At 33.3% G+C, this 20,543-nt stretch carries 22 protein-coding genes; 4 read left to right on the plus strand and 18 right to left on the minus strand.

The window, feature by feature from the left end; genetic code table 11:
- Positions 1 to 53: 53 nt before the first annotated feature.
- Positions 54 to 554, minus strand: coding sequence for a hypothetical protein (locus JOE44_RS03440; RefSeq protein WP_209784337.1), 501 nt, complete (start codon positions 552 to 554; stop codon positions 54 to 56).
- A 158-nt stretch (positions 555 to 712) separates the two neighbouring features.
- Complete coding sequence (locus JOE44_RS03445; RefSeq protein ID WP_209784338.1) at positions 713 to 1,435, minus strand: hypothetical protein; 723 nt, start codon at positions 1,433 to 1,435, stop codon at positions 713 to 715.
- A 158-nt stretch (positions 1,436 to 1,593) separates the two neighbouring features.
- On the opposite strand from JOE44_RS03445, the gene JOE44_RS03450 reads away from it, so the two are divergent.
- Entirely contained in the window at positions 1,594 to 2,559 is a 966-nt protein-coding gene (locus JOE44_RS03450; protein ID WP_209784339.1) for a hypothetical protein, read from the plus strand.
- Between the two features lie 7 nt (positions 2,560 to 2,566).
- Here the strand turns inward: JOE44_RS03450 and JOE44_RS03455 are convergent, their stop codons facing one another.
- From JOE44_RS03455 to JOE44_RS03490, 8 genes are all read right to left on the minus strand, one after another.
- Positions 2,567 to 3,121: a DUF4256 domain-containing protein gene (locus tag JOE44_RS03455; protein ID WP_209784340.1), complete on the minus strand. Its 555-nt coding sequence runs from the start codon at positions 3,119 to 3,121 to the stop codon at positions 2,567 to 2,569.
- A 127-nt stretch (positions 3,122 to 3,248) separates the two neighbouring features.
- Entirely contained in the window at positions 3,249 to 3,647 is a 399-nt protein-coding gene (locus tag JOE44_RS03460) for a DoxX family protein (protein WP_105682229.1), read from the minus strand.
- 18 nt (positions 3,648 to 3,665) lie between these two features.
- A complete protein-coding gene (locus JOE44_RS03465) occupies positions 3,666 to 4,244 on the minus strand; it encodes a YdeI/OmpD-associated family protein (protein ID WP_209784341.1) in 579 nt (192 codons plus the stop codon).
- A gap of 197 nt (positions 4,245 to 4,441) precedes the next feature.
- Positions 4,442 to 4,906, minus strand: a complete 465-nt coding sequence (locus JOE44_RS03470; RefSeq protein ID WP_209784342.1) for an SRPBCC domain-containing protein — start codon at positions 4,904 to 4,906, stop codon at positions 4,442 to 4,444.
- Positions 4,907 to 5,151: 245 nt separating this feature from the next.
- Positions 5,152 to 5,484, minus strand: coding sequence for a metalloregulator ArsR/SmtB family transcription factor (locus JOE44_RS03475; protein WP_077417168.1), 333 nt, complete (start codon positions 5,482 to 5,484; stop codon positions 5,152 to 5,154).
- A gap of 131 nt (positions 5,485 to 5,615) precedes the next feature.
- A complete protein-coding gene (locus JOE44_RS03480; RefSeq protein WP_209784343.1) occupies positions 5,616 to 6,917 on the minus strand; it encodes an AbiH family protein in 1,302 nt (433 codons plus the stop codon).
- A gap of 62 nt (positions 6,918 to 6,979) precedes the next feature.
- Positions 6,980 to 8,032, minus strand: coding sequence for a CHAT domain-containing protein (locus JOE44_RS03485; protein ID WP_209784344.1), 1,053 nt, complete (start codon positions 8,030 to 8,032; stop codon positions 6,980 to 6,982).
- Between the two features lie 47 nt (positions 8,033 to 8,079).
- Positions 8,080 to 8,490 carry a helix-turn-helix transcriptional regulator gene (locus JOE44_RS03490; RefSeq protein WP_209784345.1) on the minus strand — a complete coding sequence of 137 codons (411 nt, stop codon included), beginning with the start codon at positions 8,488 to 8,490 and terminating at the stop codon, positions 8,080 to 8,082.
- A gap of 150 nt (positions 8,491 to 8,640) precedes the next feature.
- Here JOE44_RS03490 and JOE44_RS03495 point away from each other — a divergent pair, with 150 nt between their 5' ends.
- Positions 8,641 to 8,880 carry a SymE family type I addiction module toxin gene (locus JOE44_RS03495; RefSeq protein WP_209784346.1) on the plus strand — a complete coding sequence of 80 codons (240 nt, stop codon included), beginning with the start codon at positions 8,641 to 8,643 and terminating at the stop codon, positions 8,878 to 8,880.
- 262 nt (positions 8,881 to 9,142) lie between these two features.
- Here the strand turns inward: JOE44_RS03495 and JOE44_RS03500 are convergent, their stop codons facing one another.
- Positions 9,143 to 9,961, minus strand: a complete 819-nt coding sequence (locus tag JOE44_RS03500; protein ID WP_245169694.1) for a class I SAM-dependent methyltransferase — start codon at positions 9,959 to 9,961, stop codon at positions 9,143 to 9,145.
- A 701-nt stretch (positions 9,962 to 10,662) separates the two neighbouring features.
- Here JOE44_RS03500 and JOE44_RS03505 point away from each other — a divergent pair.
- Positions 10,663 to 11,445 (plus strand): YdcF family protein, encoded by a 783-nt coding sequence (locus JOE44_RS03505; RefSeq protein WP_209784347.1) that lies wholly within the window; start codon positions 10,663 to 10,665, stop codon positions 11,443 to 11,445.
- Positions 11,446 to 11,514: 69 nt separating this feature from the next.
- On the opposite strand, the gene JOE44_RS03510 is transcribed toward JOE44_RS03505, so the two are convergent.
- From JOE44_RS03510 to JOE44_RS03520, 3 genes are all read right to left on the minus strand, one after another.
- Positions 11,515 to 12,390: a YDG/SRA domain-containing protein gene (locus JOE44_RS03510; protein ID WP_209784348.1), complete on the minus strand. Its 876-nt coding sequence runs from the start codon at positions 12,388 to 12,390 to the stop codon at positions 11,515 to 11,517.
- A 97-nt stretch (positions 12,391 to 12,487) separates the two neighbouring features.
- Positions 12,488 to 13,357 (minus strand): DMT family transporter, encoded by an 870-nt coding sequence (locus JOE44_RS03515; protein ID WP_209784349.1) that lies wholly within the window; start codon positions 13,355 to 13,357, stop codon positions 12,488 to 12,490.
- A 197-nt stretch (positions 13,358 to 13,554) separates the two neighbouring features.
- A complete protein-coding gene (locus tag JOE44_RS03520; RefSeq protein ID WP_209784350.1) occupies positions 13,555 to 13,950 on the minus strand; it encodes a VOC family protein in 396 nt (131 codons plus the stop codon).
- 141 nt (positions 13,951 to 14,091) lie between these two features.
- Between JOE44_RS03520 and JOE44_RS03525 the strand changes: the two genes are divergently transcribed.
- Positions 14,092 to 14,685 carry a hypothetical protein gene (locus tag JOE44_RS03525; RefSeq protein ID WP_209784351.1) on the plus strand — a complete coding sequence of 198 codons (594 nt, stop codon included), beginning with the start codon at positions 14,092 to 14,094 and terminating at the stop codon, positions 14,683 to 14,685.
- Between the two features lie 324 nt (positions 14,686 to 15,009).
- On the opposite strand, the gene JOE44_RS03530 is transcribed toward JOE44_RS03525, so the two are convergent.
- The 4 genes from JOE44_RS03530 to JOE44_RS03545 form a co-directional block, all read right to left on the minus strand.
- Positions 15,010 to 15,963 carry a DUF6624 domain-containing protein gene (locus JOE44_RS03530; protein WP_209784352.1) on the minus strand — a complete coding sequence of 318 codons (954 nt, stop codon included), beginning with the start codon at positions 15,961 to 15,963 and terminating at the stop codon, positions 15,010 to 15,012.
- A gap of 120 nt (positions 15,964 to 16,083) precedes the next feature.
- The gene (locus JOE44_RS03535) at positions 16,084 to 16,767 is read right to left on the minus strand and encodes a DUF2625 domain-containing protein (RefSeq protein WP_209784353.1); all 684 of its coding nucleotides are present in this window, start codon (positions 16,765 to 16,767) and stop codon (positions 16,084 to 16,086) included.
- Positions 16,768 to 16,882: 115 nt separating this feature from the next.
- Positions 16,883 to 17,758: a phosphotransferase gene (locus JOE44_RS03540; RefSeq protein ID WP_245169695.1), complete on the minus strand. Its 876-nt coding sequence runs from the start codon at positions 17,756 to 17,758 to the stop codon at positions 16,883 to 16,885.
- A 297-nt stretch (positions 17,759 to 18,055) separates the two neighbouring features.
- Positions 18,056 to 20,440 (minus strand): TonB-dependent receptor, encoded by a 2,385-nt coding sequence (locus tag JOE44_RS03545; protein WP_209784355.1) that lies wholly within the window; start codon positions 20,438 to 20,440, stop codon positions 18,056 to 18,058.
- Between the last annotated feature and the right edge of the window lie 103 nt (positions 20,441 to 20,543).

The following is a 20,543-nucleotide window of genomic DNA, read 5'->3' on the forward strand; positions in this document are numbered from 1 at the left end:
TCAAAAGTCAAATAGTTTGATTTTTGAGACAACTTTTTGTTTATAATGGAGTGTTATTTTACAGCTTTGTTCACTACTTTGCAATCTGCAGTATTCAACTTCTGCCCGTCTTTATAGCTTATTTTATTCTCGTTAGAATATTTAGACTGTCCGTCTTCTTCTTTATGATCACCAATTCCTTCTGTTAAAGCATTATCTTTTTGAAGGAAATAGATATCTCTTTTGCTTTTTTTGCCTTCAGCAGTAAATTCGTAAGTCAGTTTCAATGTGTCTCCTGATTTAAAGCCGGTTACATCACCTTTTGAGCTGTCTTTTTCACTGTTTTTATAAGATAATTTTCCGGTGATGGTTCCCAGATTATCATCAATAGAAGCAAAAACACTGTCTTTTCCTGTTACCCCGATATAACAGAAAGATTTTGGTCCAAGGGTATCTATTACGGGTTCTTCTACAGCAATGGTATCTGCTTCCACTTTGGGAGCCGGTGCTTCAGTTTTTTTATTGCAATTGATTAAAAAAGCTGATACAGCGCCCAATAAGATTAATTTTTTCATATCCTTAATTGTTAAATCAAATTTCTATTCTGCTAAAATAACAATAGTATTTGTATATTAAAAATAGGATATAAAGAGATAATCATTTTATGATGAAAATTAATGTCTCCAAAAAGGAATTTTAAGAAAAAAAATAATTAAAATAGAGTTTGGTATATTTAATTGATTTTTATTTTTCTATCACAGTACTGTGTTTCTGTAATGTTATTATCCTGATCTCTGGTTATGAATTTTTGTATTAGATTCATTATTATAGAATAACGGTCAGTATTTTTTAATTGTGTGAGCTTAAGATCTTTGATGTCAAAATCACCATTTAAGTGATAGGTTAATTCATTATAGTTATCTAAGGTTAAGATATTTAATTCAAAACCATAATGATCATTATTATAGGAATAAAGGATTTTTTTGTCTTGCGAAATTATAGGCTTACTCACAAAAGTATAAAATAAATGATCCTTTGCATTATACATTAGGTAACCACTGATTTCAAAGCCAGAGTACTTAAAAAAATAAAAGTCGTCTATTATAGAAACAAGTTTAAATTTTCCTAAAGTGCTATGGCGGTCTTTGGGAATTTGGTCTCTTTGATCTTTGTCGCAGAAAAAAAATTCTGTTGATCCTCCTTTCATATTTATTTTTAAACACTTGCCATCAAATATGTCCGGGAATTTATTTTGAAATAACTTAAGATTATCCTGACTATTTTCTTCTATATTGATTATTTCGGGAATGGTTTCAGAGAAACTATCAAAGAGTTTTTCTGTAAAAGAGATATTGAAATGACCATTAGAATTTATACTTTGCTGTAAGTCCGTGCATTTTTGTGTGTAGAACACTGTAGATAGGAGTATAGATATAAAAATAAATGGTTTTTTCATACCCAGAATTGTTACAATTAATTTTTTGAATTCCAAAAATAACAATACTATTTAAATATTAAAAAAAATGTTGATCAATAAGGCTTATTTTTAAAGTCTTTACAAATGAAAAACAGATTTAGGCACGGAAAATGATTGACTATGCAAAATTGATTGTAATGAAAAAGATGACCAAAGCGCTGGGATTGGGATTATTTATGCTTGGTTTACATTGGATGTCAGGGCAAGCTCCTCAGAATTATATTTATACATCTTCGGGAGACCTTAAGAACATAGAAAAAATGATTACTCGCCAGGATATTGGAGGAGTACAGATTGTTTATAACTGGAAAGCTTTGGAAACTTCAAAAGATGTGTATGATTTTTCTGTTATTGAAAAAGATCTGGAGTATTTAACTTCCATCAACAGAAAATTATTTATTCAGCTTCAGGACAGGTTTTTTGAGCCACAGGCAAGATATATTCCTGATTATCTTTTGAATGATAAAGAGTATACGGGAGGACTGGTTCCTCAATATGATAACCCTGGTGAGAATAAACCTGTAGGAAGCGGATGGGTTACCCAACAATGGAATCCTGCTGTCCGAATGAGATTCCAGAAGCTTATAGGAGCGCTGGCAGAGAAGTTTGACGGCAAAATTCAAGGGATTAATCTTCCTGAAACATCCATAGATATAGAAATGAAAGCAGATAAAACAGGCTTTAGCTGTGACCGCTATTTTCAGGCTGAATTAGAAAATCTGAAGTTCGCAAAAAATGTTTTCCGCCAATCCAATGTATTGCAGTATGTCAATTTTTTTCCCTGTGAGTGGGATAATGATCATCAATACATGTCCAGATTGTTTGATTTTGCTTATAAAAATAATATAGGGCTGGGAGGACCTGATATTGTTCCCAATAAAAAAGGCCAGATGAAAAACTCTTATCCCTTTTTTAATCAATACAAAGGAAAGCTTTCTCTTGTTGCCATGGCCGTTCAGGAACCGACTCTTACTTATAAAAATCCGAAAACCAAAAAACCTTTTACCAAAGAAGAATTTACAGAATATGCTGAAAATTATCTTGGTGTTAATATTATTTTCTGGAGTGTGGAATCTCCCTGGTTGAGAGATCCCAGTAAATAATTTTCCCTTATATTTTTAATAATCCCCTAAATCCTCTCGCTGCATAATAAGAATCTGCACCATTGTGATAGGTGAATACAGTGTTGTATCGTCTGTCACAGAAAAGAGCGCCTCCAAGTTCTCGTATTTGAGGTGGTGTCTGGATCCAGCTTGAAGTCTTTTGATCAAACTTTCCTAATTCCTGAAGATGGCGGTATTGTTCTTCTGTCAAAAGTTCAATACCCATTTCGGAAGCGGTATCAATGACATTGTTTTCAGGTTTATTGGCTTTTCGGGAATCCCAGGCCTGATAATCATAGCATAAACTTCTCCGTTTTGGGCTTTCCGGAGAGCAGTCCACAAAGGAATATTCATCCGTTTTTTTATTATGATCTACTACATCTGGTTCTCCTTCTGTAGTTTCCATTTCGTATAAACACCAGATTTTTTCAGGGCTGGCTTCCAGTTTTTGCTGGATTTTTTCCCATTTCAGATCCATATGACGGTTCATATTTTTTTCAAAACGGGCTTTTAGTGTTTTTAAAAGTTCGTTGATTTGTTCCTGGGTGAGTTTCTTTTTCATGTCAAATTTTTTTTGTTATGTTGATGGGTGTTGTTGGAAATCGCAAAGACGCAAATTTTATTAACAATGGCTTGTTTAAAGGCGCAAGGATTTTATCTGCGATAAAATTTCTGACTTTTAATAATGATTAATCAGTAATGGTGATTTTTCTGTCTGCAGGTCTGAAATACCATGAAATAAGGACCAGCACCAATAATAATACGGCCGGAAATGTTCTGCCAACGGTATCACCCACAATAAGATGAGATATTACAGCTCCTGACATGACAAAGAAAAATCCTGCATAGGCCCATTCTTTCAGGATCAGACGCTTAGGAATCAGTAGGGCAATAACGCCCAGAATTTTCCATACTCCAATGATGGTCATCAGATAAGAAGGGTAGCCGAGGTTGGTAAAATTGGCCAGTTCATCTTTGTTTTTCATAAGTTGGACAATGGCTGTTGAAACCATTCCCAGTGCCATCCAGAGGGTGAATATCCAATAGATGATTTTTGTTCTTTTTTGTGAGGGTTGTGGTGTGTTCATGATTTGTTGTGTTTATCATTAATCGTTTAATCCTATTCCGTCCATGATTTGTGGAATACATTTTTCAATGCGGGCTTCACGGGTTTTGGACTGTTTGGCAGAAGAAAAGTGGAGTAGGTAAGCTCTTTGTCTTCCCGGAGTTAATGCTTTGAAAGCTTCCTGTAATGCTGGGTTTTGATCCAGTTTCTCTTGAAACTCTTCAGCCATTTCGAACTCTTTTGTTTTCTTCATTTCCACTTTAGCACCTGATTCTTCAATTTCAACGGCTTCAAACATATAAGAACGAAGAACTTCCTCCAGGTCATTGATTTGTGCTGCATCCGTAAAACGGATCTGTCTTGCAGCCTGTACGTTTTTGGACTGCTGAATCAAAATGTTGTCCGGATCTTTCATCAGCGCCCCTTTAAAGAAAAGAAGAGCACAATATTCTTTAAAACCGTGGATCAGGAAAATATTTTTCCCTTCATACGTATAACATGGACATCCCCATTTTACATCTTCTGCAAGTTCGGTGCTTAGAGCAATTGCTCTTAATTTTTCAAATTCTTCCTGCCATTGTCCGGCATTTTCGAAGAAAAAATTAACTTTTGGATTCATATGTTTTGGGTTTGAGGGTTTCTTGTGTAAGAGGGTTGGAGAGTATAAGGGTTCAAGGTTTAACATTTAAAGTTGTTGCTCTTTCCCTGATCATTGACGATTCACTTGCAAAGCAAAATTCACTATTGACATTGATTTTCACAGTTTAAACTATGGTATCCATGTCCTTCATCTTTTCCTCTATTATCTTTTATCTGCTACCTGCCACCTAATAATTCCTGTAAACGGTTATGCGCCATATTGATGCCCTGGGCGAATGGCATTTTCAGATGCTGATCTCTGAAGTCTACAGATTTATAAATGGTTTGGATGGTAATCTTGCTGGTGGTATCCGTTAACTTTTCAAATGCTAAAAACTCAATCTGAACCGGAAAAGGAGTATTTTCCATCTGGAAAGTTCTTATAATTTTCTCATTCTGAACAATGTCATGAATAGTTCCGTTGGCACTGAAAACCACATCGCCCTGAGGGTTTAGCGTTTCGAAACGGTAACTGCCGTGTTGTTTGTTTTCGAATTTGGTCACCTTAGTTCCCATCCATTGCTCGAAAAGTTCTGCTTCTGTATACGCTTTGAAAAGCAATTCTACAGGAAGGTCAAATTCTCTGATAATGAAAATCTCCTGTTTGCCGTCTTCAGCGTGGATTTTTGTTTTAAGTTCCATGATGTTGGTGTTTGAGGGTTTCTTGGATTTGAGAGTATTAGAGTGGGAGAGTACAAGCGTTCAAGGTTTAAAGTTTTTAGTTAAGTTACTGGTTGCTGGTTGCTTTTGTTGCAAGTTTATTTCGTTGATGCTTAAAATTAAAGATAGACGTTCTAACTCTATTAAAAAATTCACCATTCACTTGCAAAGCAAAATTCACTATTGACAATGATGTTCCCAATTTAAACTTAGACGTCCATTGTCTCTTATCTCTTATCATTATTGTTCTGATACGCTTTCATTACACTTTCCAGCTTGTTGAATTTTTCGTCCCACATTTTACGGAAAGGTTCTATAAAATCGGCTATTTCTTTCATTTTATTGGGATTTAGGTGATAGATTATTTCTCGGCCGTTTTGTTCAGATCTCAGCAGTTCACATTCTGTAAGGATCTGGAGATGCTTTGAAACGGTAGGTCTCGCCGTATCAAAATTAGAAGCAATGGCTCCCGCTGTCATCGACTGTGCCGCCACCAACATCAATATAGACCGTCTTGTAGGATCTGCTATCGCCTGAAATACATCTCTTCTTAAATTCATTGTGTAGTTATTTGACTACAAATATATGCGTAGTTATTTAGCTACGCAAGTTTTTTGAAGAAAATTTTGATTAAATAATTAAAATACTGCCTATTAAAAGAAAAATGGAGAACTAATTGCCCTCCATTTTATTAGCTAAATAAAGCTTGAGTATATTTTTTATTTACTACTTTGTCTCTCATTGAAGCTTTATCTGTGAAGTTTCTAGAAATATTTCTTATCATTTCACTGTAATTATCAGTTCCATCATCCTTTTTACGATAATAAGGTTTTACAGAACTACAGTTTTTGTGCTCAAAGAGAGTATTTAGTAAAGTTCTATCTGAGATTCCACAAGAATGGCCAAATATGAAAACTTGATAATTATTTGAATTTATAAAATCCAGTAGTCTTTTATAGGAATCACTTTCAAGATATTTCATAGACTTAATGTTTTGTAAATATTCATTGTCATCAAGATCTTCAATTTCTAAGTAATCTTTATCTATCTCATCTCCAAAACCACAGATAATTTTATTATCTGTTTTATTTTTCAAAATCCCATGGATATGTATTACATCAATTGATATATCATTATCAAATTCTTTATCGATTGGAGGAGTATGATAGTGAATCTCAGTTGATGTATAATTAAAGTTTAAGAATAAAACTTCATCCGGTCTATACCGAAAGTAATTTGCTGATGCCTCTGATTTTAGTAGTTTTTTAATTTTTGTTTTAGTCTCTTTATCATCTAAACTGCTTAATGCTTTATACAATCTCATTTCTCGATCTGATAAATCAAGTTCTTGAATGTGAATTTTATTTAAATCCAAATCTTTAATATTTGGGTAAACATTCTGAAAAATTTCTTCTGTTAAATGATTAATGGATAACTCTGAAAAATCTCTAAAATTAAAGTCGGAATATATTACTTCATATATTGCTCTTTTTAAGAGCATCTCATCATCAGTACTTGCAAAACTTTTATTAAATTCTGTTTGAATTGTTGTAAGATATTCTTCTAATAAAGATTCAATAATTTGAAAATCTCTATTCAACTCAGATATATAATATTTAGGTAATGAAAAATCTTTGTAACTTTTTTTTAACAGAGAATAATATTCCTTTTCAATATCCACCCAATTAAGAGAATGATTCCTTTCTGTAAGTATTTCAAGAAACTTATTTTTGTATTTTACTTTGCCGCTATGGGGGCTTAGAATTGATAATAGTTTGCTATACTCAAATTCATCTGTGTCCGCTTCTGAATATACAATTGGAGGTACACCATCAAGAATGATGTTGTCATCTTCAAATCTTTTATCATCGTATTTGCCATTCCAAATTTCTTTCCTTTTATTCCCCCAATAATTATTCATAAAGTTACCATAGCTTGTTGGCATTCTATGAGCAAGGTCAAAACCATTCCCAATTAATATTATACGATTCATAGTTATTAGTTTGTTAGTATATATTTTAAAAGAATAAATCTCTTTAAAATTTAATTTGAACTTTAGTTCGGTTGTACTAATATTATTTCTTCTGCTTTAAGGCCTGGCTTAATAAATAATTCTGGTGTATTTTCTTCAGGAATATCTTCCATCATTAATAATCCTTTTGCTTGTTGGAATGCTTTTTCAACTGAAAGACCAAAACTAATTGCTGAATAAAACTGCGAAGAAAATACTCTAGCTGCTTCATCTCCAATTGAGGTATTCATCCCTATTGTTGCATCTACAAATTGAGAAATAGCCTCTGCTTGGTTCTTTGAAAAACATGTATTAAAGAATACAAGTCTGATATTGTCAGAAGATGCCATCATTGTTTGTATAAGTGCTTCTTTTTTTACGAGTTTGGTAACCCCATCTTGGCTTTGGAATACTATTTCGTCATTATCTGAACCGTGTCCACTAAAATGCACAATAGTTGGATTATATTCATTAAGAGCTTGCAATAGATCTATTGTTTGAAGAGCCCAACATGATTCAAATTTGACAGAATCGCGATGTTTAGCTTTTCTAATCATTTCGGTAATACTTCTTGCTTCTTCATCAAGCCTTAATGGCGCTTGATCAATGGGGTTTGAAGCTAAGAATAATACTGTTATTTTTTCAGGAATTTTTTTTAACTCTTGAATCTCATTAAAGGTCGTTCTATGTAATGTATTGTGATGATTTAAGGTGTCATTTATAGTTCTTAAGCTTCTTTCTTGATCTTTTTGAAGTTTATCATTTTCTATTTTTCGTTTTTTATCAATAGAATTTTGTTCGTTTTGAATCTTTTTTTGATAATCAACTATCTCTTTATTTTTCTTTACAATCTTAGATTCCAAATCAGCAATTTTCTTAGTGACATTCGCTATATCTTTATTATAACGCTCAATTTCTTTGGATTTCGAATTAATAATACTTATAGTTTTAGTTCTTCGAATAGCATCAGAAGCAGAATTTATTTTTTTATTTAGATCTGCAATTTTTATTTGCTCTTTTGCCTTATCTGATGTGAGTCTAGATAATTCGTTCTGTCTACTTATTAATGAACTTCGATAAGAATCAATTTGTGCCATTGTATAGTTATTAGTTATAGATGAATATTTAAGAAAATATGTGCTAATTATTTTTTCTCAATCAACCTCTCCAATTTTTCAATCATCTCCTTCTGTTGTTCAAGCATACGTTCATAAAGCTCCACCATCTTATCAAGAGGATTGAAAGTAGGTTGTACATTTATAGCATTTAAAGTTGATGTATCATTACTTGTAAATGTATTAGAAATAATATTCACTGCCTGTTCCTCATCAAAATTCTCAATCGCTTCTGCAGGAACTTTAAGAATTTGCGCTACCTGCGCCAGAATATCAGATTCTACGGTTTCTTTTTGTTCTAAAAGAGAAACTTTTTTCTGGTTCCAGTCATCACCCAGTTCAAAAGCCAATGCTTCCTGTTTGATGCCAAGCATTTCGCGGACACGCTTTATATTTCTCCCTTGGTGTATTTTTTTATTTTGCATATCTGTGTAACTCATAATAACAAATATAAAGCTTTAGAACAAAAAAATGAAGCTCTGTTTTAAAATAAATACTATTCTAAAATATCCCTCTTTCTGAATAAAATATTCTATTCTCAACTGGTTTATCCTTCTGATTATGCCTTGATTTGTAAAAAAATAACAAAGATGAAAAGAAAAAGAAGAATGAACAGCAGCAAATATAATGAACTGCATAATCGTAACCTTACGGTTTTCCTCAAATCGTTTTCAAGAGCGTATGGCAAAATAGTGTACTTCCCCGAAATAAGAATTGCAGGGAAGTGGGTACAGCAATGTGGTTTTCAGGCAGGAGATAAGATATTGGTTTCGGTAAGTAAAAACCAGATTATTTTGGAAAGGGAAGTGGATTATGAAGGATCAGTATAATTTTTTGATGGTCTCTCACAGATTTAGGAGATTGAGCAGCTCTTTTTAGCATTATAATTTGCGATATCTGTTTGATCTGCGGGAGATTATTTTTTTGAACCATTAAGTAGGATTTAAGGCTTTAAGTAAAGTTAAGATTCAAATAAATTTGAATGAAGCGTTGTGCTTTAGAATGTCTTTAGATATTCTCTTAATATTCTTAATTACTTATCTATTCTTAATGGTTTTTAAAATTAAGTATAGTTTTATCTCATCAATTGCATTATTTAGCTCTGATGAGCGGAACATATTCTTTTACAAAAATACCAATGTATTTTCCATGGTATTCTACAACAAAAGTGCTGATATTCATTCTGTTGCAAAAATCCTGATATGCTGAATTATCGCCAATATCATCACTGATAAACACGGCACCAGGTCTCAGTCTTTTATAGATCTGATGATAAGCCCACATTCTTCCGTGGTAACTTTTGTCAGAATCATAGTGGAAAACATCAAAAGAGGAAACTTTTTTTAAAATTTTAGGTAAAGATTCTCTGTCTGCAAAACGGAATAGCTGCCAGTACTTTTTAAGGTTTTCGGGAACAACACAGCCTACATACTGATCACCATCCTGAGCAAGATAAGGCATATCTGAGCTATAGAGTGTACCATTTCTTTTTTGAAGAGAAAGCAATATCGCTAAAGAAGACCATCCATAAGCCACGCCTGTTTCAAGAACGTTTTGTGCTTTGGTGAATTCGCAGGCGTAATAAATAAGCTCCATTGCACCAGCGCCACCCATTTTAACAGGGCATTCTTTTTCTTTGGCATTGGCTTTTTCCAGGATGTCAGCATAGGCAGATTTAAAATTGTCAGTATCCATTGAGAAAAGCCTGGAGATCACTTCTTTTTGTGAAACGGCTATGGATGCGGCCCAGTGATTTGTTTTTGCTTTTCCTTTAAAAGGGCTTCTTCTCTTTATCGTATTTTTAATGATTTTTCTGCCCAGTTCAGGATAAAGAGCAGGTCTTTTAAGATACGCTACAAATGTTTTGAGAACTGTTGACATTTCATTGATGGTATTAAAATTAAAAGACAAATGTATTTTTTTTAAAACCATATTGCATTGAAACAATATTAACTTTAAGAGTAAATCTGTTTAAGATTTTTTAATGTAAATAAAGCAATGAAATGATAAAATAAATTATTTCAATAAGTTAGAGATAGGTAAGTGAGTGGCTGTGAAGAGCTTTTCACAGATTTTTATAGGATAATCTGCAGCATAGATCCGCATCACAAAAGATTGTATTCCTTGATTTCTATAACAAGGATATAAAATTGTTTTTCAATGACTTAAGGTAGAAATCATTTCTTTGTATTTGAGGAAATACTTTTATTTCTTCCTTTACAAAAATGCCTTTCCAAAAATATATGGAGTACGGTCATAAAAACGGCTATACTGTTCTGCTTTTTCACTGGGGTAGGTATTTTTTAACACACTTTTTAGTGTGTTGTTTGCAAATGTATAAAATAATTGGATAAACCAAAAGAAAAATAAGGCGAAATTGTTCTACTGACTAATAATTTATTACAGTAAATACATTTTAGAGAAATATAAAAACCTGTTATTCATAGAAAATGATTGTCTGGCCATTTTTCCGTTCATGATACCTGAAATTTTTGCCCATAAAAAATGAAATGGCCTTAAGCCGTTGAAATGTAGTCTGGAAAGCGATATTCAGGAAATGTCTACCTTTGCAAATCCAATGTTTTCTATACATTAATCAATATTATTTGAAGATGAAATTTTTACTAGACCTTTTATTTCGTGTTATTCAGCTTTTTACAGAACCTTATTTCTTAGTATTTCTTGCAATAGTAATCATCGCATTACTAAAAAGAAAAAATAAGCGTAAAAATCTAAGGATAGGAGTTGGCCTTTTTGCCGTTATAATGATCATTTTTATAGGAAATGGTTTTCTGGGGAAACTCACCTCGGGATATCTGCAGAAAAGTTATGTTAATACGATTGTGAATAAAAATAAGACTTCTCAGAATCCTGTTATCGTTGTATTGGGCGGCGGGGTTGTAGACTTTGACAATACGGAGAGGCTGCATACAATGTCTTATTCCAGACTCGTAACTGCTTATCAGCTGTATCATGAATACAAGAAGAATAATCTGCCTTGTAAAATAGTCATTTCCGGAAGGGGAAGGGGACAAAAAAGTGAAGCAGCATTATTCAGCGAAAATTTTAAAAAAATGGGGGTATCAGAGACAGATCTCATTAAAGAAGATAAAAGTATGAACACCTATGAAAATGCAAAATATTCCAGCAAGATATTAAAACAGATGGCTCCTTCGGATGTATATCTGGTTACTTCCGGGTTTCATATGAAAAGGTCTGTTGCTTTGTTTCATACCTTTGGATTAGATCCTTTTCCACAGGCATCCGACTTTATAGATACAGAAATCACTTTGTTTCCTAACAGCTATAATGCTGCCTTTACCTTCGTCATGCTTAAAGAGGTGCTGGGAATATGGCAGGTGCAGCTGTATAATAGTTTGGGATTGAATGGGTAGAGTTCTCTGTATTTTAATCTTAAATACCTAAATAAAAAAGCCTCTCAATATTTTTTTGAGAGGCCTTTTTTATTCAAAACCGTGTGTTTGACGATGATATTTTAGATTTGAAAGATTCAATTGGTGATGAGTATCAATTTTTAAGTTTCCTGATAAACAGCCTATTAATTGAAAATTATCAGCAATTGAAAATACTCCTTTATCAAACATAACATGATGATTGGGACAAAGGCAAATAAGATTATCAGGATTATCATCGCCACTATGTGGCTTACCTAGTGGTTTAATGTGGGCACCTTCAGCATAATAACCTAATTTGGTTGGAATACTAATCTGGCAAACCTGGCATTTAAAATCATATAATTTTTTTACTTGCCATGCTACTTTTGTATCTCGTACAATTCTTAGAACTGTACTTTCTACTGTTCTTTTGACTCTTTCAGAATAATCTAATTCAATTTGCTGTACTGTTTTCTTAGCTTGATTATTGCCAGAATATTCTAAACGGAATCTACAAATTTTGAAACCACTTTTGCCAATTTCTTCCCAAGCATCTACAACACTATATAATCCTGCATATAAATATCCTTTTTTAGGTGAAAATTCGGACTTATGGGTTGCTCCACGAATAACTCTTATGGGTAACCCTTGGTCCATACTTATAATAAGCCCGGCATTTCCTTTTTCCCATACTTGATCTTTTATTTGTTTTCCGGTATTACTATCATTACCACCTGCGCCTGTATAGATAATTTCTTCTCCAAAATCTAAATCATCTTCATATCCTCCAGAAAGAACAATAGCAGAAGTGCCTTCGTTTGAGTTTCCATCTATTCCTGCAGCCCAATTTCTGTGAAAACTTGTTGGCATCATTTCTCTTCTATTATTAAAATGATATCCTTCTTCAATACCTTCTATTTCACCAAATATAATAGGTTTACTCACGGTTATTTTTATTTAATTGCAAATTTATAATATTAATTAAAAAAAATAATCGAGAATAGCTTATTTTAGAAATATTTTATTTTATATACAATGATTTCTAATATTTTTTCTTAATAGAAATTAATGTCTGTAAAACCACGGAAGCAATAATAAAAACCAATCCTATATAAAAAGACAGATTGACTTCTTTGCTTTCTCCAAAAAATAAAAATGCCATAATAATAGCGTACACGGGTTCCAAATTGTAGGTGAGATTAACGGTAAAGGCAGGAATTTTCTTTAAAACCTCTGCAAACATCACATATAAGCCAACGGTACAAAAAAGAGATAAAACGCCCAAATAAGCCGTGTTTTTTAAGTCAGGAACTATGCTATCTGACGGGAAATAGAGGAGATATACGGGCAAAAACGCTCCCCAGCATAAAGTACCGGCAATCATCTGATAATAGTTGATAACTTTGGTGTCAAAATGGTGTACCAGACGTTTATTGTAAATGGTATAAAGGGCTCCAAATGCAGATGAAAAGATACCTAAAATAATTCCAAGCTGATAGGAGGTATCAAAATGAAAAATTAAGCTTATTCCCAGAATCGTCAGTGTACTAAGAAGCAATTCTGAAAGTTTGAATTTCTCTTTATCAATAATAGGTTTAAATACCGCTGTAAAAAAGCTGGTCAGGCAGTAGCATACAACACCAATAGATATATTCGCGTATTTTATACTTGCATAGAACAGAAGCCAGTGCAGCGTAATGAGCAATCCGGCTTTTGAAATCTGAATTTTCCCCCGGAGAGGAATATTTGCTGGAATTCTAAAAAGTTTTAAAATAAAGAATAAAATAATAGAGGAGAAGAGGAGTCTGTACCAGACCAGCAATCCTTCATTAAGTGTGATTAATTTTCCGAATACACCTGTAAATCCGGCCAGAATTACGGCCAAATGTAATAATAAATATGATTTTTTCATTAGAGAATGAACTGTAAAATTGGAATTAATATTTTTGTTAGAATGTGAAGCACGAAAAACCCGGTCGTTAATAAGTTAACGACATGAGTAGGCTTCAAATTAAATTGAAAATATTAAGGTGCCGGAGGAGGCAGACAGTTCGAGCGGTTCATAATGATCTGTTGAATGCCAAATATAGGGAAAAATATTTTGAAATTCTACATGAAAAATACATTGAACTTATGTCCATCCGGATCTGCAAATACAAAACCATAATAGTTTTCTCCAAAACTTTCAGGTTCTGAAACAATGGTTCCACCAGCATTTCTTACTTCTTCAGCCCATTCATCCACCTGGTTTTTATTGTCTGCAGAAAGGGTGAATATAATTTCATTGGAGCTTTGGGGATCTCCGAATTTCATACTTTTCAGGTTGTTTTCTATAACATTTTTTAAGAAAAAGTGAATAATGAATTCATTTCCAGCCATAAAAAAGCTTACCAGTTCATTGGAGGTGTGTGGATTGTTGGGTTTGAATCCCAGCTCAGTATAGAATTTTTGGGTGCGTTCAAGGTTGGCTACTGCCAGATTGGCCCAGATCATTTTAGGTTTCATATGCGTGATATTTTGGTTAGCATAAAGATATTTTGTTTTTATGGAATAAAAACTGTCATGAGGCAAGATTTTGTATTTTTAAGAACTATAGAGACTTTGGAATCGTTTCAATTTAACATAATATATTATGAATTATAACTCATGAATAAAACTATTGCAAATAAAATTAAACAGTTAGGAGGAAATACAGAGGGCTTACATGCAGATAAAAGTTTTACTGAAAACTGGCAAAGTCTCAGCTTCAGCCATTATCTATATGATAAAGATTGGGATGTTTATGGGATAGATCAGTATTATGAACAGTACAAAGATTTGTATATAGAAGATCAGAAAAGTTTTTATAAGAACTTGCTGGAACATTATTTTTCTGATCATGAATTGCCGTACGGTCAATATTTTTTCAAAGATTGGATTTTCACGCCATTTAAAGAAAACTCCGAGGATTATGAAGAGTTGGACGGACTTGTAGAGGAATACGAAGTAAAAAAAATCGTACAAGGCAAAGAGATGGATTTTATCTGTATATTTTATTCTTACGGATATCCTGATCATTTTTTTGTCTGCACAACAGATCCTAACCAAAATAATCCAACGGTGTACAGTACAGATCATGAAATGTATTTTCAGGAAATTGAGAATGAAGGAAACCTGGAAGAGTTTCTGGATCGTTTTATGACCCAAGAAGAGTTTTTAGAAATCGTTACAGAATATTTGGATGGGAAATATTCAAAATAAGGGATTCTGAGGAGGTTATTACTCTATTTCAGTTGGATAATAAAAATCCTATAATTTATATTATGTTAAATTGTATATTATTTGAGTTTCTCAAAATTCACAGAATATGTCAGATTTCATTATTTATCCCATGTTGTGCTCAACGGCTTTCAGATTATCTATGACTATCATTATTGCTCAAAATCATTTCTTAGATCCGGAAAAGTTGTTAGTATCTCAATTAATCTCTTACGCTTTACAACCTATAAAATAAATGACGGATTAAGGAGTCTTCAATTAAACCTTAATCCGTTATTCTTGTAAACTGCTGTGAGCAGACGTTTTCTATTTATTTAATTTTTCTAATTCGGGTAATTCTCTTTTATACTTTTCAACGTCCCAAACCAAATTCCAATTTTTAAGATAGTCAGAGATTGGACCTAAGCCAACTTCTGTTCTTCTTTTATCTACATTGTCAGGATCAATTAAAGGCGAAACATAGAAAGTATTATTACTCTGAATGATTCCTATCTGGCTTCCATATATTTGTTTTCTACCTTCTCGAATTTCTATTCTGTCAATTAACAATGCTAAAGAACCTGGACTTGCATTTCCTTTTGTTACCGCTTCTTTCATCATGGGTAAATATTTTTTTTGCGTTTCCAAATCTGAATGCTGAATAACCAGGAATAATGCACTATTGGCTTGTGCGCCTACTTTGTCTTTGCCAACCCAACCTTTTTCATCCAGTATTTTTTTTACTTTTAATAGATTAATTGAGTCTTTCTGATTGGTTATTCTCCAAAGATCATTCATTTCTTTAGAATTGGGGCCGAATTTTTTCTGAGTTTCATTCATTTGCACTCTATATTTTTGGTCTTCTTCATGAATTGCCAATAATTCAGCCTGCAATGGTTTGTCATAATTTGCTTCTATTAACGCTAATTTTTTTTCTAACTTTTCAATTGTTTTCCCCCACTCTTTTTTTGAATGTAAATTTTCTAAATCAGTATCAGAGTTTAAGTGCTTTAGATTGGTCCAACCTTTTTCTATGGATAAGTTCAGCCATTTAAATGCTTTTTTGGTATCTCCTGCTAAAGAAGATGAACATGCGCCATTATATAAGTGACTTGGATTTTCGCTTTCAATTTTAAACGCTTTATCATATAAATCTGCAGACATTTTATAATCTTTTGTTTCATATAATTTATTAGCTTCACTTATTAATTTTGAATATTCCTGAGCATTAATGCTTGTGAATAAAAATAATAGTAAGAAAGTATAAATAGTGTTCCTCATTTTTTTCTGTATTTAACTGTTGAATTTTAGATGGTTATTATGCTGCTAAGATAAAATTTATTTTGATGATGAGTTTGTTAAGAAATCACAAATAATTTTTCATGCTAAGCATTCTATCATTTATTTCTCTGTATCAAATCCAAGCTGATTTCTAAATTCAAGAATTAACTTGTAATTTTCTTCAATTGGAATTTCCTTTTTTGATACTTTATTGATATCCTTACCTTGTTCCATCCATAGGTAAGGAAAAAAACTAAATACCTGATCTCCTTTAAGTTTCACTACATCTTTTTTCCAATTGGACCATCTGTATTCTTTGTAAAATTCATCAAGATTTTTATTAAAGCAAAAATTCAAAAATTCAGTGTAGGTAATTTCAAGAGGTTCATATTCCAAATTATCGGGTGCCAAATAATAAACTTTTCCTAAATCGCTGCCCAGTCCGCCACCATTAAGAACAAAAATGCCTCCTATTGCATCATCAGCAATTAAAAGATATGGTATTGGCTGCCCATAATCCTGAAATGTTTTTCCTTTATTCCATTCTGGCAAAGATCTGTTTAATTTATCACTGCCTGAGCCAAGAATCCTTATCCATCCACTATCAACCAGAAGTCCTCCTGTCATATATACAATGGAACCCATTGGAGATCTGGTTGTAACTTGACTTTTATATAAGGCATCCTTTGCTCTGTTTGTATCCACGGGCAATATTTCTACTTTATTTTTTGCGGAGTCTATCCATTCTTTTACAAGAGTCCAACCCGGATCTTTATCGTTTATTAATTCCTCAATAGAGTGCATTTTTGTTTGTCCATAAGTTGTTAATGAAAAAAAGGATAATATAATAATTGTCAAACATCTTATCATGTTGTATGATTTTATAAAATTAAAATAAAATAGATACCGCTTCCTGTGATTATTTGATCTCAATTTTATGATAAGCAATCCATCGTTTTAAATTGCCCACCATTCTTTTTAAATGATCTTCATTGAGGAAAATATTGGTCCAATATTCAAATCTGTCACACTGAACACTTATATAATAGTTCATGATGGCCAGGCATGCGAAAGACAAAAACTTTTTTTCTTCAGGAGTAATTTTAGTTACAGTCTCATAACCTCTCAGGAAACTGTCTGATTTTGTATGATACTCCTCTTCGTTCAGATGGGTTGTAAATAACTGAAATAAAAAATAAGAAATATCAAAGCATAAATAACCGTTGCCACAAAAATCAAAGTCAAAAAAGGTTACTTCTTTTTCATCATCAATGTGCAAATTGTCAAACCAAACGTCAAGATGAACTGCTCCATATCTCATGTGCTGTTTGTCTGCATTTTCCATTTTCAGCGTTAAAAAATCAGATAGATTTTCCAAAAATTCAATTTCGCTGGTATTTTTACTATAGAATTCTTTTGTTCTTAGAACAGGATTTTTGAGTAGGTTTTGAGTATTGTAAGACATTCTCATCAGTTCGACATTTTCTGTTGATTGATGAATTTTAGCTAATGCTTGTCCAATCAGAAAACTTGTTTCGGAGGAAAATTTTGCTGTCTTTATACCTTTAGCATATGAAAATAGAACACCAAATCTTGTCCCTTCCGGAGCTTCAATTTCCTGGATAAATTGGTTTGATTGATCAGCTATAGGAAAAGCAATTTGTCGGTTTGCTTCTTTCAGATGATTGAGAAGCCTTAATTCTTCTTCAATTTCTAATGGAGTTCGCCAATGATGAGTGTACACTCTAAAAACGTATTTGTTTTCACCATCATGAATGATGTATAAATGGTTCATAGCAAGCCGAAATATATTGCATTTTGTTTTGTCGGTTAGTCCATATTTTTCTTGAATAAGTTGACCAAGTCTATGAGGTGAAAGTGTGCTGTTTATTGTCGGAAATTTCTCTGGCATTTAATTCTTGTTCGTAGCGGTTTATTCTTAGTTTACACAAATATAACACAGTTATTTATATATAAAAATGAGGAAAACCATAAAGCTTGAACGTACAATGGCTTTAGAGCTGATTTTGAATAGATAACATAAAAAAATCTGCAGCTATTAATGAATAATAACTGCAGAAATAAAAGTGATTTATATTGTGATCTTCACACCGGCTGAAATATTAATTCCGGGCAGCGGACTTAGAAATTTTAACTGAGAATTCTGAAGTCGGGCCTCAGTGTTCAGAAGATTATTTCCAATAATATAATATTCCAGTTCCCCAAAGCCTAAACTGTTGTCTTTATAGGCTAAACGGGCATTCAATAATGAAAATGCAGGCATAGGAAGCTCCGGATTAATATTCTTTCCTAAATATTTTTGTTGTAAATAATGATCTAAGCTTAGATTCAGGCTGAAGTTCTTCAGAGTTCCTTCCAGATTGAATCCAAAACGGCTGGTAGGCATATTGGGCATATAATCGCCATCACTCCATTTTCTTATGGAACTGTCGGCAACGCTTATATTCCTTACCAAGTCATAATATCCGCCTATCTCCCACTTTCCTAATTTTCCGAGATCGGCTTTATAAGCGGCTTCAGCTTCAATTCCGTTGATTTCTGTATCATCGGAGCGCCATTCTTTTACCAGAAAAACTTCTCTCGAAATTCCGGTGTGGGCAAGGTAAATATAATTCTTATAAGAAGTATTATACCAACTGGCAGATATCCGAAGGTTCTTCAGGTTAACTCCAGTCCCGATTTCAATGGTGTTTGCCGTTTCCTTATCCAGTCTGTCATCACCATTTTCCTCTGTCAGAATAGCAAAATGATTATTTCCTGAATAAAGCTCATTCACTTCCGGTGCTCTTTCTGAGTGATTGTATTGTACTTTCAGATATCCTTTTTTAAAGATATTCCATTGAGCGGAACTATGGAATTGATGAAGGGTAAAGTCTCTGTCGCTGAGTTTTCCACCGGAAAGTCCGCGGCTTCTGACATATTTTTGATCTGCTTCCGCCCTGCGTTGTACATGATCATTTCTGTATCCAAGATCTATCTGAATACTATTAAAATCAAGATGCTGCATGGTAAAGAGTCCAATTTCACGGCTTATATTATTAGGTAAATATCTCTGACCACCATTTCCTTCCATTTCTCTGTATTGAATGTCAACGCCAGTGGTTCCCGTAAGAAATTTTAATTTCTGCTGTGCAATTTCCATGCGTCCATTGTGTTGATTTACAGCAAACTGATTGGCGCGGTAACGATCAAGAAGTTCTGCATTTTTTGAGAATACACTCATATAATTCAGTTTTATGCTTGAAATCGGAGAATTTGTAAATCGGTAACCTGATTCAAACATGGCTTTATGGGATAAACTTCTGATGTTGATCGGAAGATATTCTATTTTTTGCGATGGTTTTCCATGAGTATGTTTGGGGATTTTAGGGATTGCATATCCCGGAACTCCAAAATAAGAGTAAGAATTCTGATAGGCTCCTCCTGCATAAAAAGATTTTCCTATATAACTGGTTCCTACATAGAATGAATTACTTTCTGAATGACTATTGGGAATGATTCCGTCTTTTGTTTCCACATAATCCCTGATTCCGTTTACTTCACTTCTGTAACGGTCTTTCACAGCATCCTGACCAGGAACATAAAGATCATTCTTTGGGTTGGGATAATGTTTACCGTCAGCAGGATTATAATACGTGGAACTGAAGGTGTAAAGATCATCTTCCGACAGTTCATATTCTATCATATGATCTTTGGCAAACTGGCTGATGTAAGGGAAAAGACTTTTGTTAAGTACGCGTCTTGAATCCACATCTATCTGGCAAAGTGATTGTAAAATACTGTTGAAACCTACCAGATTTGGGTCATAACATCTGCTGTCTTTTGATTTTCCCGGAATACTGACCATTTCCTGCTTCTGATTGGATGCTCCTACCGTCCAAACCCAGTTTTTGGCAATAGTACCTTTAGCTGAAAAGGCCTGTTTCTGCCCACTATTGCTTCCTCCTTCCAAAAGCCCGCGAAAGTTTATCTTTTTATCCGGCAGCTGTCTGGCAATATAATCTGTTTCAATATCTATGGCGCCTCCAATAGCTTTTCCTCCATATAAAACCGATGCAGAGTTTTTGTAAATCGTGATATTCTGAACATTGTTCATTTCTATATCCGTATTAAAATCAGGACTTATTCCGGAAAGATCATTAACTGCAGTTCCGTTTTCCAATATTTTTACACGATTTCCGCTAAGGCTTCTGATAACGGGAGCTCCGGAGTTGGGCCCATATCCTGAATTTTGAATTCCGGGAATTTTACTCAATGTTTCACCCAGTGTATTAGACTGAATAAAATCCAGTTTTTTTCTTGAAATATTTGCATAGTTATAATTTGTTTTTCCCTGTACCCTGACAGATTCTATATCCTTTACCATTTTTTTCTCAGGAGTAATTTTCTGAGATTTCAGAATAGATGGTGAATACATAAGTGAGCTTCCCACCAAAAAATAGACGGTCCTTTTCATGTGCATATACTTTAATGATCCGGCAAAGCTAGAAAATTAAATTATTTAATGCAACAATGTTGCTTTATTGAAATTATTAAATTTTTCCTTATAAAGCTAAAGG

The sequence above is a fragment of the Chryseobacterium sp. PvR013 genome, from assembly GCF_017833095.1.
Lineage (GTDB): Bacteria > Bacteroidota > Bacteroidia > Flavobacteriales > Weeksellaceae > Chryseobacterium > Chryseobacterium culicis_A.